The organism is Micromonospora sp. AP08, assembly GCF_008085935.1.
GTDB lineage: Bacteria > Actinomycetota > Actinomycetes > Mycobacteriales > Micromonosporaceae > Micromonospora > Micromonospora chersina.
In genome coordinates, this window is record NZ_VSEZ01000021.1 from 1 (window position 1) to 14913 (window position 14913).

Below are 14913 nucleotides of genomic sequence, written 5' to 3' on the forward strand. Positions count from 1 at the left end.
CGGCATCCCAGCGTCCCGGCCCGCACGGTCTCTTGACGGCGAACGGGCCGGGACCCCCCGTGGGTCCCGGCCCGCACGTCGGCGGATCGTCAGCCGGTCGATCCGCCCTGCTTCCTGCGTCGCTCGTCGTCCCTGGCCCGGTCGACGCCGTGGTCCACCTGGTCCATGAAGCGCCCTTCCCTGACCTTGTCGGTGAAGACACCCTTGGTCACCCGGTCGAACCGTTGCCGGACGTTCTCGGCCACCTCTTCCAGCCGTTCCTGCGCCCGCTCCGCCACCGTCTTCGCCGATTCCGCCATGGCTCCCCCTGCCAGTTCGGAGTCCGAATTGAGGCGCTTGGCCGCATTCACAGGCTACCGAACCCGCCCCTGCCGCGCCTCCACTTTCGCCCAACCACCCGCCCGCGCGCCGGCGCAAGCGAAGGCCGGCGCGGCCCTGCTGGGCGCGCGCCGGCCTGAGTCGGTGGGTGAGGTCAGCGCTCCGGGGTACGGCGGGGACGCCAGACCACGAGCGCCGTGGAGGTGCGGTTGGTGGGGACGAGGTCGCCGCGGGAGAAGCCGCCCAGCGACTCCAGCTCGGCGATCCGGCGGTACGCGGCGTCCAGCTCCGCCTCCAGCCGGGCCACCCGCTGCTGGGCCTCCTCCAGCAACCGCTCCAGGTTGATGATCCGCTTGACCCCGGCCAGGTTGATCCCGTCGTCCTGGCTGAGCCGCTGCACCTCGCGCAGCAGCACCACGTCCCGGACGCTGTACCGGCGACCGCCCCCGGCCGCCCGGCCGGCCTGCACCAGGCCCAGCCGGTCGTACTGGCGGAGGGTCTGCGGGTGCATTCCCGCCATCCGCGCCGCCACCGAGATCATCAGGACCTTGGCCTCGTAGGCAGGGTCACCCGAGCCGACGAACTCCTGCGACATCCCCGCTCACCTCCGCTGCCTCGTCACCCGGTCAACTGAATCGACGCACCCGCGCGTCGAGATGTTCCCGCGCCGCCGGCGGGGTCTGCTCCGCGAACGTCTCCAGCGCCGCCCGCGCCTCGTCGGACAGCGTGGCGGGGACCACCACGTCGAGGGTGACCAGCAGGTCACCGACGCGGCCGTCCTTGCGTACGACGCCCTTGCCCCGGGCGCGCAGCACCCGACCGCTGGGCGTACCCGGTGGCACCCGCAGGGTCACCGTGCCGTCCAGGGTCGGCACCCGCAGGTCGGTGCCGAGCACCGCCTCCGCGAACGTGATCGGCACGGTCAGGGTCAGGTCGTCACCGGTGCGCCCGAACAGCTCGTCCGGGCGGACCTTCACGTGCACGAACAGGTCGCCCGCCGGGCCGCCCCGCTCGCCGGGCTCGCCCCGGCCGGCCAGCCGGATGCGCTGGCCGTCGGCCACACCCGCCGGGAAGCGCACGTTCAGGGTGCGGGTCTTGGTGACCCCGCCGGTGCCCTGGCACTCGGGGCACTTCTCCTCGACGATGGTGCCGACGCCCTGGCAGTTGCGGCACGGCTCGGAGAAGCTGAACGACCCCTGGTTGCGGGTGGTCACCCCGGCGCCGTGGCAGACCGGGCAGGCCACCGGCTGGGTGCCGGGCTTGGCCCCGTTGCCGTGGCAGGTGTCGCAGACCCCGGGGGCACGCAGCGTCAACGGCAGCGTGACGCCGCGGACCGCGTCGGGGAAGTCGAGCGCCACCTCGGTCTCGACGTCCCGACCCCGGGCGGGGCCGCGCGGGCGGGCCGCGCCGCCGGCGCCCCCACCCGTGAAGATCGAGCTGAACAGGTCGCCCAGGCCGCCCCCACCGAACCGGGCCTCGCCGCCGGCCGCCCCGCCGCCGAACAGGTCGGAGACGTCGAACGGCATGCCGCCGGGCTGGCCCGCGCCGCGGGCGTTGCGCCGGAAGGCGCCCGAGCCGAAGAGCGAGCGCATCTCGTCGTACTCGCGGCGCTTCTTCTCGTCGCCGAGCACGGCGTACGCCTCGGAGACGGCCTTGAACCGCTCCTCGGCCCTCGGGTCCCCGGGGTTGTGGTCCGGGTGCGACTCCCGAGCCAGCTTCCGGTACGACTTCTTGATCTCGTCCGAGGAGGCGGACTTCTCCACGCCCAGCGCGGCGTAGTAGTCCTTCTCGATCCAGTCCTTGGAACTCACCGGTCCACCCCCTTCCACGGGACGTATCCCGGTCGTCCCGCCCGCCCGTTGTGGGCGGGCGGGACGTCACGGGTCGGCACTACTCCGGATCGGCGACCGCGACCAGGGCGGGCCGCAGCAGCCGTTCGCCGAGCTGGTAACCCCGGCGCATGACCTGCACGCAGGTCGGTTCGGTCACGTCGGCGGAGGTCTGGTGCGCCACCGCCTCGTGCCGGGTCGGGTCGAACGGGTCACCCTGCTCGCCGAAGGCGGTCAGGCCGAACTTGCCCAGCGCGGCGGTGAGCTGGTCGGCCACGCTGCCGAACGGGCCCACCAGGTCGCCGTGCTCGCGGGCCCGGTCCAGGTCGTCGAGGATCGGCAGCAGCGCGGTCAGCACCGTGCCGGTCGCCTGCTCCTGGACCAGGCTGCGGTCCCGGTCGACCCGCTTGCGGTAGTTGGCGTACTCCGCCGACACCCGCTGGACGTCGCGGGTCCGCTCGTCCAGCTCGGCCCGGAGCGACTCCAGCTCGGCACCGAGCGGGGCGTTGGCCGCGGCGGCTTCCTCGCTCGGCTCGGCCGGGGCGTCCACCACGGGCGGGCCGGAGACCGGGGCGTCGCCCTCGCCCTTGATCTCGTCGACCACGACCTCGGCCTCCTCGACCAGCCCCTCGGCGGGCGCGTCGGCCGCGGCGTCGGCGGCCGACGTGTCGGTCACCGCCTGCTCGGTGGTCTTGCCGATCTTGCGCTTGTCACGGATGACGACCCGCGGCTCCTCGCCGGCGCCCTGCCCGGCGGCCGCGGAGCCACCCGGCGCCGACCCGGTGGAGCCCGGGTCGGCGGCTCGTGGCTTCTCCGTCATGCGGCTACCTCATCCCTCTGCGAGAAACGTGTCCGGGGACCGAAGGTCACTTCTTGTCCTCGTCCACGATCTCCGCGTCGACCACGTCGTCGGGGCCGCCGGCCTGGGCGCCACCGGGCGCACCCGCACCCGCGCCCGCGCCCGGCCCGGCCGCGCCCGGGGCCCCCTGCTCGCCCTGCTGCTGCGAGTAGAGCAGCGAGCCGGCCTGCTGGGAGACCTGCGCCAGCTTCTCGTGCGCGGCCTTGATCTTCTCGATGTCCTGGCCGCCGAGGGCGCTGCGCAGCTCGCCGAGCGCCTCGTTGAGCTGGTCGCGGTTCTCGGCGGGCAGCTTGTCGCCGCTCTCGGCGAGGAACTTCTCGGTCTGCCACTGGAGCGCCTCGGCCACGTTGCGGGTCTCCGCCTCGTCGCGGCGCCGCTTGTCCTCGTCGGCGTGCTCCTCGGCGTCCCGGCGCATCCGCTCGATGTCGTCCTTCGGCAGCGAGGAGCCGCCGGTGATCGTCATCTTCTGTTCCTTGCCGGTGCCCAGGTCCTTGGCGTGCACGTTGACGATGCCGTTGGCGTCGATGTCGAAGGTGACCTCGATCTGCGGCACGCCGCGGGGCGCCGGCGGGAGGCCGGTCAGCTCGAAGGTGCCGAGCTTCTTGTTGTAGGCCGCGATCTCCCGCTCGCCCTGGAACACCTGGATCAGCACCGACGGCTGGTTGTCGTCGGCCGTGGTGAAGACCTCGGAACGCTTGGTCGGGATGGTGGTGTTGCGCTCGATCAGCTTGGTGAAGATGCCGCCCTTGGTCTCGATGCCCAGGCTCAGCGGGGTCACGTCGAGCAGCAGGACGTCCTTGACCTCACCCTTGAGCACACCGGCCTGGAGGGCGGCGCCGACGGCGACGACCTCGTCCGGGTTGACGCCCTTGTTCGGGTCGCGGCCCGTGAGCTGCTTGACCAGGTCGGTCACGGCCGGCATCCGGGTCGAGCCGCCGACCAGGATGACGTGGTCGACGTCGGAGATCTTGATCCCGGCGTCCTTGACGGCCTGCTCGAACGGGCCCTTGCAGCGGTCCAGCAGGTCCTGCGTCATGCGCTGGAACTCGGCGCGGCTCAGGGTCACGTCGAGGTGCAGCGGGCCGGCCGCACCGGCGGTGATGTACGGCAGGTTGATGTTGCTGGTGGTGGCGGCGGACAGCTCGATCTTGGCCTTCTCGGCCGCCTCCTTGAGCCGCTGCATGGCCATCTTGTCCTGGGACAGGTCGATGCCGTGCTCGCCGCGGAAGGTCTTCACCAGGTGGTCGATGATCCGCTGGTCCCAGTCGTCACCACCGAGGTGGTTGTCACCGCTGGTGGACTTGACCTCGATGACGCCCTCGGCCAGTTCCAGCAGCGAGACGTCGAAGGTGCCGCCACCCAGGTCGAAGACCAGGACGGTCTGCTCCTTGGAGCCCTTGTCGAGGCCGTAGGCCAGGGCCGCCGCGGTCGGCTCGTTCACGATCCGCAGCACGTTGAAGCCGGCGATCTCGCCGGCCTCCTTGGTGGCCTGCCGCTGGCCGTCGTTGAAGTAGGCCGGCACGGTGATGACCGCGTCGGTGATCTGCTCACCCAGGTACGCCTCGGCGTCCCGCTTGAGCTTCATCAGCGTGCGGGCCGAGATCTCCTGCGGGGTGTACTTCTTGCCGTCGATGTCGACGGTCCAGTTGGTGCCGATCTCCCGCTTGACCGAGCGGATGGTCCGGTCCGGGTTCGTCACCGCCTGGCGCTTGGCGACCTCACCGACGAGCACCTCGCCGTTGCGGGCGAACGCGACGATCGAGGGGGTCGTCCGCGAGCCCTCCGCGTTGGCGATGACGGTGGGCTCACCGCCCTCGAGAACGCTGACGCAGGAGTTCGTCGTGCCGAGGTCGATGCCGACCGCACGTGCCATGTTCGCTTCCTCGCTTCGTAACGGTGAGCAGGTCAACGGGCCTGCCCGGCGGGTCGCCCGCAGCGACCGCACCACAAGTTGAGTGAACTTGACTCAATAGTGCCACGCGCCCGGCAATCCGCAAGTCGAGGTTGAGCCGACCCGACGCAACCTGACCGTTATTACCGTCCGGTTGTCTTACCTTGCGTCGGTCGGGCACGCTTTAGCGGTGACGACGCACGGCGATCCCGCCACCCATGCCGGCGCGCCCGCCGTCGCAGCCCGCACCGGACCCGACGCCGGTCAGGACCCGCCCGCCGACCCGGGGGGTCTGCCCGCCGCACTCACCGGCCTGCGGGCCGCGATCGGGGCGGCCCGGTTCCCGCTGGCCCTGCCCTCGGCCGAGCCGGCCCGCCGCACCGCCGCCGGCCTCACCGACCAGCTCGACGACTACCTGCTGCCCCGGCTCGCCCGCCTCGACGCCCCGCTGCTGGTCGTGGTCGGCGGCTCGACGGGCGCCGGCAAGTCGACGCTGGTCAACAGCCTGGTCCAGGCGCGGGTCAGCGCCGCCGGGGTCCTGCGCCCGACCACCCGCTCGCCGGTGCTGGTCTGCAACCCGGCCGACGCCGCCTGGTTCCGCCAGGGCGAGCTGCTGCCCGGCCTGACCCGCACCACCGAGCCGAGCGAGCACCCGGGCACCCTTCAGCTGGTCACCGCCCCCGCACTCCCGGCCGGTCTGGCCTTCCTCGACGCGCCCGACATCGACTCGGTGGTCGACGCCAACCGGGCGCTCGCCGGTCAGCTGCTGGCCGCCGCCGACCTCTGGCTCTTCGTCACCACGGCCGCCCGCTACGCCGACGCCGTCCCGTGGGAGCTGCTGCGCAGCGCCCGGGCCCGCGGCACGGCCGTGGCCATGGTCCTCGACCGGGTGCCCCCCGAGGCGGCCGACGAGATCGCCGCCCACCTGTCGGAGATGCTCGCCGCGCAGGACCTGGGCGCCGCGCCGCTGTTCGTGCTGCCGGAGACGTGGGTGGACGGGCAGGGGCTGCTTCCCGACCGGGTCACCGCCCCGCTGGCCGCCTGGTTCGCCCGGCTCGCCGCCGACGCCGAGGCCCGTTCGGCGGTGGTTCGGCAGACCCTCGACGGCGCGCTGGCCGCCCTGCACCCCACCGTGGACGCGCTGGCGGACGCCGCCGACGAGCAGGTGGCCGCCGCCGACGCGCTCGACGAGCGGGTCCGGGCGGCCTACCGGGGTGCAGAACGGACCGTCGACCAGGGGCTCAAGGACGGCCGGCTCCTGCGCGGCGAGGTGCTCGCCCGCTGGCAGGAGTTCGTCGGCACCGGCGAGTTCTTCCGCAGCCTGGAGGCGCGGATCGGCCGGCTGCGCGACCGGGTGGTCGCCGCGGTCACCGGCCGTCCGGCTCCGGCCGCCGAGCTGCGGAACGCCATCGAGTCCCAGCTCGTCACGCTGCTGCGCGGGGTGGCCGCCGAGGCGGCGGAGAACGCGTACACCGGGTGGAAGGCGCACCCGGCCGGGGCGGCGCTGCTCGAACCGGAGCTGGCGCACCCCTCGGCCGACCTGCCCGAGCGCGCCGAGCGGCTGGTCCGCGACTGGCAGCGCGGCGTGCTGGAGCTGGTCCGGGCCGAGGGCGGCGACCGGCGCTTCGTGGCCCGCACCGCCGCGTACGCGGTCAACGCCACCGGCCTGGCCGTCATGATCGCGGTCTTCGCGGCCACCGCCTTCATCCCGACCGGCCTGGAGGTCGCCACCGGCGCCGGCACCACGGTCGCCGCGCAGGCGGTGCTCCAGGCGATCTTCGGCGACCAGGCGGTCCGCAACCTGGCCAGCAAGGCGCGGGTGGACCTGCTGGAGCGGATCGGCGCGCTGCTGAGCGAGGAGGCCGACCGGTTCCTCGCCCGCACCGCGGAGGCGCGCCCGGCCGCCGAGACGGGCGCCGCGCTGCGCCGGGCCGCCGGCGAGGTGGAGAAGGCCCGGCACCGCGCCGGCCTCTCCGGCACGTCGGGCCCGGTGCTGCCCGCCGCCGACCAGGGCGGGCGCGCGTGAGCAACATCGTCGGCCGGATGCGGGAGGCGTTCCGGGGCGGGCAGCGGGTCGACCCCGACGTCCTGATCGCGCGCCTCCAGGCGGTCCAGCGCTTCCTCGGCGCCGTCGACGGCCAGGTGCCCGACGCCCAGCTGGTCAGCGCGCACACCGTGGTCGAACGGGCCGGCACCCGGCTCGCCCTCTCCGGCCACCACACCGTGGTCGCGCTGGCCGGCGCGACCGGCAGCGGCAAGTCGAGCCTGTTCAACGCCCTCGCCCGGCTGGACCTCTCCCCGGTCGGCGTCCGCCGGCCCACCACCGGGGTGGCGCACGCCTGCGTCTGGGGGCAGCTGGACGGCGCGTCCCGGCTGCTCGACTGGATCGGGGTGCTGCCCCGGCACCGGTTCGTCCGGGAGAGCCCGCTGGACGGCGCCGACGAGTCCGCCCTGCACGGCCTCGTCCTGCTGGACCTGCCCGACTTCGACTCGGTGCAGCGGACCCACCGGCTGGAGGTGGACCGGCTGCTCGGCCTGGTCGACCTGGTGGTCTGGGTGGTCGACCCGCAGAAGTACGCCGACCGCGTCATCCACACCAGCTACCTGCGCGAGTTCCACCGGCACCGGGACGTGACCGTGGTGGTGCTCAACCAGGCCGACCGCCTGCCCCCGGCCGAGCTGCCCCGGGTCCTCGGCGACCTGCGCCGGCTGCTCGACGCCGACGGGCTGGAGGGGGTCCCGCTGCTGCCCACCGTGGCGGTGGACCCGGCCGGGCTGGACGGGCTCCGCGCCGAGCTGGAGCGTACGGTCGCCGAACGGCAGGCCGCGCTGCGCCGGCTGGCCGGTGACGTCGACGCCGTGGTGGCCGAACTCGAACCGCTGGTCGGGCCGGAGGCGCCCCGCAGCGGGCCGGGTGACGCCTCGGCGCGGCAGCTCACGACGGCGCTGGCCGGATCGGCCGGGGTGCCGACGGTGGCCGAGGCGGTCGAGGGGGCGTACCGGCACCGGGCCGTGGGCAGCACCGGCTGGCCGCTGGTCCGCGGCTGGCGGAAGCTGCGGCCGGACCCGCTGCGCCGGCTGCACCTGCCCGGCGGGGGTGCCGACGCGCCGGCGGAGAGCCTGGTCGCGGCCACCTCCGTACCCGATGCCACCGCCGCGCAGCGCTCGGCGCTCAACCTGGCCATCCGCGCGGTGGCCGACCGGTCCGCCGCCGACCTGCCGGCGCCCTGGCCGGCCGCGGTGACCGCCGCGGCCCGGTCGCGGCTGGCCGATCTGCCGGACGCGCTGGACCACGCGGTGGCCGCCACCGACCTGGGCATGGACCGCCGGCCGACCTGGTGGCGGGTGGTCGGCGCGCTCCAGTGGCTGGTCACCCTCGCGGCGCTGGCCGGCCTGGCCTGGCTGGTGCTGGGCTACGCGCTGCGCATCCTCGGCCTGCCCGCCCTGGACTACCCGGACCTCGGCGAGGTGCCCTGGCCCACCGTGCTGCTGCTCGGCGGCCTGCTGGCCGGGCTGCTGGTCGCGGCGCTGACCCGGCCGGTGATCCGGTGGGCGGCGCGGCGCGCCCGGCAGCGGGCGGAGCGGCGGCTGCTCACCTCGGTGGGCAGCGTCGGCGAGAAGTACGTGCTGAACCCGGTCTGGGCGGTGCTGGCCCGTTACGCCGAGGCGCGCGAGGCGCTGCGGGAGGCGGCCCGGGGCTGAGCGCCGGCACGGCAGGCCCGGCGTGCTGACCGGTGTCCCGGCCGGCCGCACGGCGTAGGGTCGGTGCATGGCCACGCCACAGACCCCCTACGAGGCGGTGCTGCACGCCGCTCGCGACGTGACGAGGCTCGACTCCGCCCTGGACGCGGAGATGCTCGGCGCCGCGCTGCTCGGCAGCGTCTACGCCGTTGCCGAGACCGATCGGGAGAACGCCGTCCGCGAGTTCGTGGCCGGCTTCCTCTCCGCCACCTCGCGCCGCCGCAGCGCCGCCGCGACCACCATCCGCGCCGTCTTCGCCGCCCTGGTGCCGGACGCCGAGGGCGCCGCCCGGATCCGCCCGGGCGCGCACGCCCCCGGCTGGGCCGGCCAGCTCGGCCGGGTGCACCTCACCGGCGCCTGGTCGTACGGCGACGTGTACGGCGACCAGACCTCCTACCTGGCCACCTTCGCCTACGACGACGCCGAGGGCGGGCCGGAGCACGCCCTGGTCGCCCTGGTCGACCACAACATCGGGATCACCAAGGACGTGTTCGTGGGCGGCCCGGCCGCCCGGATCGTCGAGCAGGCCCGGGAGATCTGCACCGAGGACGAGTTCACCTGGTTCCGCACGGAGGACCCGGTTCGGATGCGCGCCGAGGTGGGTCGTCACCTGGCGGTCACCGACGACCTCGGCGAGCTGCCCGCGCAGGGCTCGCTGGCCACCGACCGGGCGCTGGTGGGTGCGCGGCTGGCCGCGCTTCCCGGCCCGGCCCTGCCGGCGGCGACGGCCGACGTCCCGCCGCTCACCGACGAGGTGCGGACCCGGCTGATCCGGGCCTTCCTCGCCTCGCCGGAGGCCGTCCGGTTCGGCCTCGACCGGGTGGCCGACGGGGAGCTGGCCTCGCTGCACTTCTGCCTGGGCCTGCTGCTGGACCACGCGGCGAGCTTCCCGGACGCCGACCCGATGCGCTGGAGCCCGACGGTGGCCGAGCTGTTCCTGCTCGACTGGGTGCACCGCCGGGCCGTGCTGGACATGGACGACGCGGCCATGCTGCCCCGGGTGCTGCGCGGCTGGGCGGCGTACGCGGCCCGCCAGCGGGGGCTGCCGCCGGCGGCGGCCACCCGCACGGACGAGGCGGTCGTGGAGATGGTCCCCGAGTTCGCCCGGCTCTACAGCACCGGCGAGCGGCGCAGCCCGGCCACGGCGGCCGTGGCCCAGCTCATGGCGGACGGCGTGGACCCGGACGATCCGGCCGCGCTGGACGCCTGGATCGAGGCGAACCGTCACCGCCTCACCGACGACCCGGCCTGACCCGTCCGGCCGCGATCCAGGCCGGATCAGGCCGCGGTGGCGGTCGGGTCCGCGCCGGCCGACGCCGTGGCGCTCGGGTCCGGGTCGTCGCGCGGGCTGGGCGTCGGCGTGGGCGACTCCTCCGGCGGCGTGCCGGTCGGTGACGGGGTGCCGTCCGGCGGCGCCGTGGTCGCGTCCGGCCCGTCGGTCGGCGACGGCTCCCGGGTCGGCTCCGGCGAGCTGCTGGTGGGTTCGGCGGTCGGGCGGGGGCTCGGCTCCGGCGTGGCCGGGCGCGACGGCGACGGCGACGGCACCGGCGACGGACTCGGCGAGCCGGCCGGCGTGGTGCGGGTCGGGCGGGGCACCGGCACGGGCGCGGGGGCGGCCGGGCGGGACCGCCGGGAGCCGAGGTCGCTGTCGTCGGGCAGGGCCGGCGCGGCGGGGAGCACCGGCACGGGCGGCACGGTGGTGGCCGCCGGGGCGGGAACGGGCGTCCGGGTGGGCGGCAGGGGGGACTGATTCCCCTCGGGCAGCGGGATGACCACCGGGCCGACCGAGGGGGTGGGGATGAACGGGGTGCTGCTGTCCGGCAGGGCGCTGTTCCCCACGCTGGCCGATCCGGCGCTGATGGCGGCGAGGATGGGCATGGAGGCGGTGCCGGCCAGCAGGGCGACGGTGAACAGGTAGCCGCGGCTCGGGCCGCCCAGGCCGTGTGCGCGGTGGGCTCCGACCACCCGCCGGTAGGCGGTTCGGGGCACCGCCCGGTGCCGGCCGAGGAACGGAGTACCCGGAGGACCCTCTGGCGGCTCGGACACCGGCACACTCCTCGTACGCGTCGACAGGGCGGAAACCCGGCGCAGGCCAAACGGACAAATGCCGCGCGGGGGTTATCGCCAGCTTGAACCAGTGACGCTCAGTTCACCAGCCACCACAGCGTGTCGACACACAAATTGTCCGTCGGCCGCCGACGGCTCACCAGACAAATGCGTCTATGAGTCGCGAACGAGACGGAACGTCACCGGTGGGGGAGGCCATACTGTGGGCCCGCTCACCTCCTCTGCAATCATTCAGGCACGACGGCAACGCAGCCGCTACCTCCGCGCACCCCGCGGCTGGTGCGGTACGGCGCCGGCGCTCCCGGGTCGGGCTCCTGATCGGACCCGGCTCACGCCGCGCGGCAACCCTCACCGGGGCTAGGCGCGGCCGCCAGGGACCGACCCGGCACCAGCCGGGTCGGGCGCACGATGTGCGCGGCACGGGTCACCCCCCGGCGCCGGCGCAGACCAGACAGGGAGAGACGGATGGCAAAGGGCGACCCCGGGGCCGCCACCCGCACCAGGCGGGCCGCACCCCGTACCAAGCGCGCCGCCGCCGCAGGCGAACCGGAGCTCGTGCAGCTGCTCACGCCCGAGGGCGAGCGGATCGAGAGCGCGCTCGGCCCGGACGGGACCGAGTACCGCGTCGACTTCACCGACGAGGAGTACCGCGGGCTCTACCGCGACCTCGTGCTGGTCCGGAAGCTCGACGCCGAGGCCACGGCGCTCCAGCGCCAGGGCGAGCTGGGCCTCTGGGCCAGCCTGCTGGGCCAGGAGGCCGCGCAGGTCGGCTCCGGCCGGGCGCTGCGCACGCAGGACATGGCCTTCCCGACCTACCGGGAGCACGGCGTCCTCTACTGCCGGGGCATCGACCCGATCATGCCGCTCGGCCTGTTCCGCGGCGTCGACCAGGGCGGCTGGGACCCGAACGAGTTCAAGTTCAACATGTACACGATCGTCATCGGGGCGCAGACCCTGCACGCGACCGGGTACGCCATGGGCGTCGCCATGGACGGCAAGACCGGCAGCGACGACGGCGAGGCGGTGATCGCCTACTTCGGCGACGGCGCCACCAGCCAGGGCGACGTCAACGAGTCCTTCGTCTGGGCCAGCGTCTTCAACGCCCCGCTGGTGTTCTTCTGCCAGAACAACCAGTACGCCATCTCGGAGCCGCTGGAGCGGCAGACCCGCGTCCCGCTCTACCAGCGGGCCGGCGGCTTCGGCTTCCCCGGCGTCCGGGTGGACGGCAACGACGTCCTCGCGTCGTACGCGGTGACCCGGCACGCGCTGGACAACGCGCGCCACGGCCAGGGCCCGAGCCTCATCGAGGCGTACACCTACCGGATGGGCGCGCACACCACCTCCGACGACCCGACCCGCTACCGGATCGCCAGCGAGGTCGAGGCCTGGCAGGCCAAGGACCCGATCGCCCGGATGAAGGCGTTCCTCACCAAGCAGCAGATCGTCGACGAGTCGTTCTTCGCCGAGGTCGACGAGCAGGCCCGCGCCGAGTCGGTGCACCTGCGCGAGCGGGTGCTGAACATGCCGAACCCGGAGCCGGTGAGCATGTTCGACCACGTCTACCCCAACGGGTCCCCCGAGCTCGACGAGCAGCGGGCCCAGTTCGCCAAGTACATGGAGTCGTTCGAGGGGAGCGCCCACTGATGGCCACGGAAACGCTCACCCTCGGCAAGGCCCTCAACGCCGGCCTGCGCAAGGCCCTGGAGAACGACCCGAAGGTCGTCATCATGGGCGAGGACGTCGGCAAGCTCGGCGGTGTCTTCCGGATCACCGACGGCCTCCAGAAGGACTTCGGCGACCAGCGGGTGATCGACACCCCGCTGGCCGAGTCCGGCATCATCGGCACCGCGGTCGGCCTGGCCATCCGCGGCTTCCGGCCGGTCTGCGAGATCCAGTTCGACGGCTTCGTCTACCCCGCGTACGACCAGATCGTGTCGCAGGTGGCGAAGATGCACTACCGCTCGCAGGGCAAGGTGCGGATCCCCATGGTCATCCGGATCCCCTACGGCGGCGGCATCGGCGCGGTCGAGCACCACTCGGAGTCGCCCGAGGCGTACTTCGCCCACACCGCCGGCCTGAAGGTCGTGACCTGCGCGAACCCGCAGGACGCGTACTCGATGATCCAGCAGGCCATCGCCTCCGACGACCCGATCGTCTTCCTGGAGCCGAAGCGGCGCTACTGGGAGAAGGGCCCGGTCGAGCTGGACGCGCCGCTGGCCGACGCGTACCCGCTGCACGCCGCCCGGGTCGCCCGTCCGGGCACCGACGCCACCGTGCTGGCGTACGGCCCGATGGTGCGTACCGCCCTGGACGCGGCCACCGCCGCCGCCGAGGACGGCCGGGAGCTGGAGGTCGTCGACCTGCGTACGCTCTCGCCGCTGGACCTGACCGCCGCGTACGACTCGGTGAAGCGCACCGGCCGCTGCGTGGTCGTCCACGAGGCCCCGGGCAACCTGGGCCTCGGGTCGGAGATCGCCGCCCGGATCACCGAGGAGTGCTTCTACTCCCTGGAGTCCCCGGTGCTGCGGGTCACCGGCTTCGACACCCCCTACCCGGCCGCCCGGGTGGAGGAGGAGTACCTGCCGGACCTCGACCGGGTGCTCGACGCCGTCGACCGCACCTTCGGCTGGTGAGCGGCATGTCGCGGATCAAGGAGTTCAACCTCCCCGACCTGGGCGAGGGCCTGACCGAGGGCGAGATCCTCGCCTGGCTGGTCAAGGTGGGCGACGACATCGAGCTGAACCAGCCGATCGTCGAGGTGGAGACCGCCAAGGCGGCGGTCGAGATCCCGGCGAAGTGGGCCGGCCGGGTCCAGGCGATCTTCCACCCGGAGGGCGCCACGGTCGAGGTCGGCAGCCCGATCATCGCGATCGACACCGACCCGAACGCCGGCCCGATCGAGCAGTCGACGACCGGTGCGCCGGCCGCCGACCTCCCCACCCCGTCGGCGGCCTCGCTGGCCGCCGTCGAGGTCGCGCCCGAGGAGGGCATGGTCGAGCCGGGCCTGATCGGTGGCGTGGCGCCGGGCGGGCGTACCGCCGTGCTGGTCGGCTACGGCCCGCGGAACGCGCCGGCGAAGCGCCGCCCGCGCAAGGGCGGCGTCCCGGCCCAGGCCGCGACCGCCCCGGCCGCTCCGGTCCAGGCCGCTCCGGTCCAGGCCGCTCCGGCGCCGGCCCCGGTGGTTCCGGCGCCCGCGCTGAACGGCAACGGCCGGCCGGCGGGCGGCCCGGTGCTGGCCAAGCCGCCGGTCCGCAAGCTCGCCAAGGACCTCGGCGTCGACCTCGCCACGCTGACCGGGTCGGGCCCGCTGGGCTCGATCACCCGGGAGGACGTACAGCGGGCGGCGTCGGCCCCGGCGGCGGCCGAGCCGCTGACGGTCGCGGCGCCGGTCACGGCCGCCGCGAGCTTCGGCGCCGACCGCGAGCAGCGCATCCCCGTCAAGGGGGTACGCAAGCTCACCGCGGAGAACATGTCGCGCTCGGCGTTCACCGCCCCGCACGTCACGGAGTTCCTGACCGTCGACATGACGCGGGCCATGAAGGCGCTGGACCGGCTCCGCGAGCGGCGCGAGTGGCGGGACGTCCGCGTCTCGCCGCTGCTGCTGGTCGCCAAGGCGGTGCTGCTGGCGGTCAAGCGTCACCCGATGGTCAACTCGACCTGGGCCGGCGACGAGATCGTGGTCAAGGACTACGTGAACCTGGGCATCGCGGCGGCCACCGAGCGCGGCCTGATCGTGCCGAACATCAAGGACGCCGGCCGGCTCTCGCTGCGCGGGCTGGCGGACGCGATGACGGACCTCGTGCAGACGGCCAAGGCGGGGAAGACCTCGCCGGCCGACATGTCCGGCGGCACGCTGACCATCACCAACGTCGGCGTCTTCGGCGTCGACACCGGCACGCCGATCCTGCCCCCGGGCGAGTCCGCGATCCTCGCCTTCGGCGCGGTGCGGGAGCTGCCCTGGGTGCACAAGGGCAAGGTCAAGCCGCGCCTGGTCACCACCCTGGGGCTCTCCTTCGACCACCGGATCATCGACGGTGAGCTCGGCTCGAAGTTCCTCCGCGACGTCGGGGACTTCCTGGCCGACCCGGAGGCGGCGCTGCTCGCCTGGACCTGACGGTCCGACCGCACCAGGCGACGGCCGGTGTGCACGGGTGAACACCCGGCACACCGGCCGTTGCCATTGGGGGAAGAAACCTTGGGCTGACAGT

The 14913-nt window shown here is 74.2% G+C and carries 12 protein-coding genes; 6 read left to right on the top strand and 6 right to left on the bottom strand.

Annotated features, from left to right (window positions below; genetic code table 11):
• Nucleotides 1-89 precede the first annotated feature (89 nt).
• The 5 genes from FXF50_RS26035 to dnaK all read right to left on the bottom strand — a co-directional run bounded on the left by FXF50_RS26035 (nucleotide 90) and on the right by dnaK (nucleotide 4879).
• The gene (locus FXF50_RS26035; RefSeq protein ID WP_148431580.1) at nucleotides 90-299 is read right to left on the bottom strand and encodes a hypothetical protein; all 210 of its coding nucleotides are present in this window, start codon (nucleotides 297-299) and stop codon (nucleotides 90-92) included.
• A 173-nt stretch (nucleotides 300-472) separates the two neighbouring features.
• Nucleotides 473-913 (bottom strand): heat shock protein transcriptional repressor HspR, encoded by a 441-nt coding sequence (locus FXF50_RS26040; protein ID WP_091315949.1) that lies wholly within the window; start codon nucleotides 911-913, stop codon nucleotides 473-475.
• 31 nt (nucleotides 914-944) lie between these two features.
• Complete coding sequence (gene dnaJ, locus FXF50_RS26045) at nucleotides 945-2129, bottom strand: molecular chaperone DnaJ (RefSeq protein ID WP_148431581.1); 1185 nt, start codon at nucleotides 2127-2129, stop codon at nucleotides 945-947.
• A gap of 79 nt (nucleotides 2130-2208) precedes the next feature.
• Nucleotides 2209-2967, bottom strand: a complete 759-nt coding sequence (gene grpE / locus FXF50_RS26050) for a nucleotide exchange factor GrpE (RefSeq protein WP_148431582.1) — start codon at nucleotides 2965-2967, stop codon at nucleotides 2209-2211.
• A 46-nt stretch (nucleotides 2968-3013) separates the two neighbouring features.
• Nucleotides 3014-4879: a molecular chaperone DnaK gene (dnaK, locus tag FXF50_RS26055; protein WP_148431583.1), complete on the bottom strand. Its 1866-nt coding sequence runs from the start codon at nucleotides 4877-4879 to the stop codon at nucleotides 3014-3016.
• A 208-nt stretch (nucleotides 4880-5087) separates the two neighbouring features.
• Between dnaK and FXF50_RS26060 the strand changes: the two genes are divergently transcribed.
• The 3 genes from FXF50_RS26060 to FXF50_RS26070 all read left to right on the top strand — a co-directional run bounded on the left by FXF50_RS26060 (nucleotide 5088) and on the right by FXF50_RS26070 (nucleotide 9890).
• Nucleotides 5088-6923 carry a GTPase domain-containing protein gene (locus FXF50_RS26060; protein ID WP_148431584.1) on the top strand — a complete coding sequence of 612 codons (1836 nt, stop codon included), beginning with the start codon at nucleotides 5088-5090 and terminating at the stop codon, nucleotides 6921-6923.
• A gap of 17 nt (nucleotides 6924-6940) precedes the next feature.
• Nucleotides 6941-8599, top strand: coding sequence for a GTPase (locus tag FXF50_RS26065; RefSeq protein WP_148431634.1), 1659 nt, complete (start codon nucleotides 6941-6943; stop codon nucleotides 8597-8599).
• A gap of 67 nt (nucleotides 8600-8666) precedes the next feature.
• On the top strand, nucleotides 8667-9890 hold the full coding sequence (locus FXF50_RS26070) for a hypothetical protein (RefSeq protein ID WP_148431585.1): 1224 nt from the start codon (nucleotides 8667-8669) through the stop codon (nucleotides 9888-9890).
• A gap of 26 nt (nucleotides 9891-9916) precedes the next feature.
• Here the strand turns inward: FXF50_RS26070 and FXF50_RS26075 are convergent, their stop codons facing one another.
• Complete coding sequence (locus tag FXF50_RS26075; protein WP_148431586.1) at nucleotides 9917-10684, bottom strand: hypothetical protein; 768 nt, start codon at nucleotides 10682-10684, stop codon at nucleotides 9917-9919.
• Between the two features lie 486 nt (nucleotides 10685-11170).
• On the opposite strand from FXF50_RS26075, the gene pdhA reads away from it, so the two are divergent.
• Genes pdhA through FXF50_RS26090 form a run of 3 tightly spaced genes read left to right on the top strand, consistent with a single transcriptional unit; the run spans nucleotide 11171 to nucleotide 14819 of the window.
• Nucleotides 11171-12349: a pyruvate dehydrogenase (acetyl-transferring) E1 component subunit alpha gene (gene pdhA, locus FXF50_RS26080; RefSeq protein ID WP_148431587.1), complete on the top strand. Its 1179-nt coding sequence runs from the start codon at nucleotides 11171-11173 to the stop codon at nucleotides 12347-12349.
• Complete coding sequence (locus FXF50_RS26085; RefSeq protein WP_148431588.1) at nucleotides 12349-13338, top strand: alpha-ketoacid dehydrogenase subunit beta; 990 nt, start codon at nucleotides 12349-12351, stop codon at nucleotides 13336-13338. Before pdhA ends, FXF50_RS26085 begins: the two co-directional genes overlap by 1 nt.
• A gap of 5 nt (nucleotides 13339-13343) precedes the next feature.
• Nucleotides 13344-14819: a dihydrolipoamide acetyltransferase family protein gene (locus tag FXF50_RS26090; protein WP_148431635.1), complete on the top strand. Its 1476-nt coding sequence runs from the start codon at nucleotides 13344-13346 to the stop codon at nucleotides 14817-14819.
• Nucleotides 14820-14913 lie beyond the last annotated feature (94 nt).

Bases quoted from the DNA above. Each gene is read 5' to 3' on its own strand.
- FXF50_RS26035 (WP_148431580.1), bottom strand. From the start codon at position 299: ATGGCGGAATCGGCGAAGACGGTGGCGGAGCGGGCGCAGGAACGGCTG.
- FXF50_RS26040 (WP_091315949.1), bottom strand. From the start codon at position 913: ATGTCGCAGGAGTTCGTCGGCTCGGGTGACCCTGCCTACGAGGCCAAG.
- grpE (WP_148431582.1), bottom strand. From the start codon at position 2,967: ATGACGGAGAAGCCACGAGCCGCCGACCCGGGCTCCACCGGGTCGGCG.
- dnaK (WP_148431583.1), bottom strand. From the start codon at position 4,879: ATGGCACGTGCGGTCGGCATCGACCTCGGCACGACGAACTCCTGCGTC.
- FXF50_RS26065 (WP_148431634.1), top strand. From the start codon at position 6,941: ATGCGGGAGGCGTTCCGGGGCGGGCAGCGGGTCGACCCCGACGTCCTG.
- FXF50_RS26070 (WP_148431585.1), top strand. From the start codon at position 8,667: ATGGCCACGCCACAGACCCCCTACGAGGCGGTGCTGCACGCCGCTCGC.
- pdhA (WP_148431587.1), top strand. From the start codon at position 11,171: ATGGCAAAGGGCGACCCCGGGGCCGCCACCCGCACCAGGCGGGCCGCA.
- FXF50_RS26085 (WP_148431588.1), top strand. From the start codon at position 12,349: ATGGCCACGGAAACGCTCACCCTCGGCAAGGCCCTCAACGCCGGCCTG.
- FXF50_RS26090 (WP_148431635.1), top strand. From the start codon at position 13,344: ATGTCGCGGATCAAGGAGTTCAACCTCCCCGACCTGGGCGAGGGCCTG.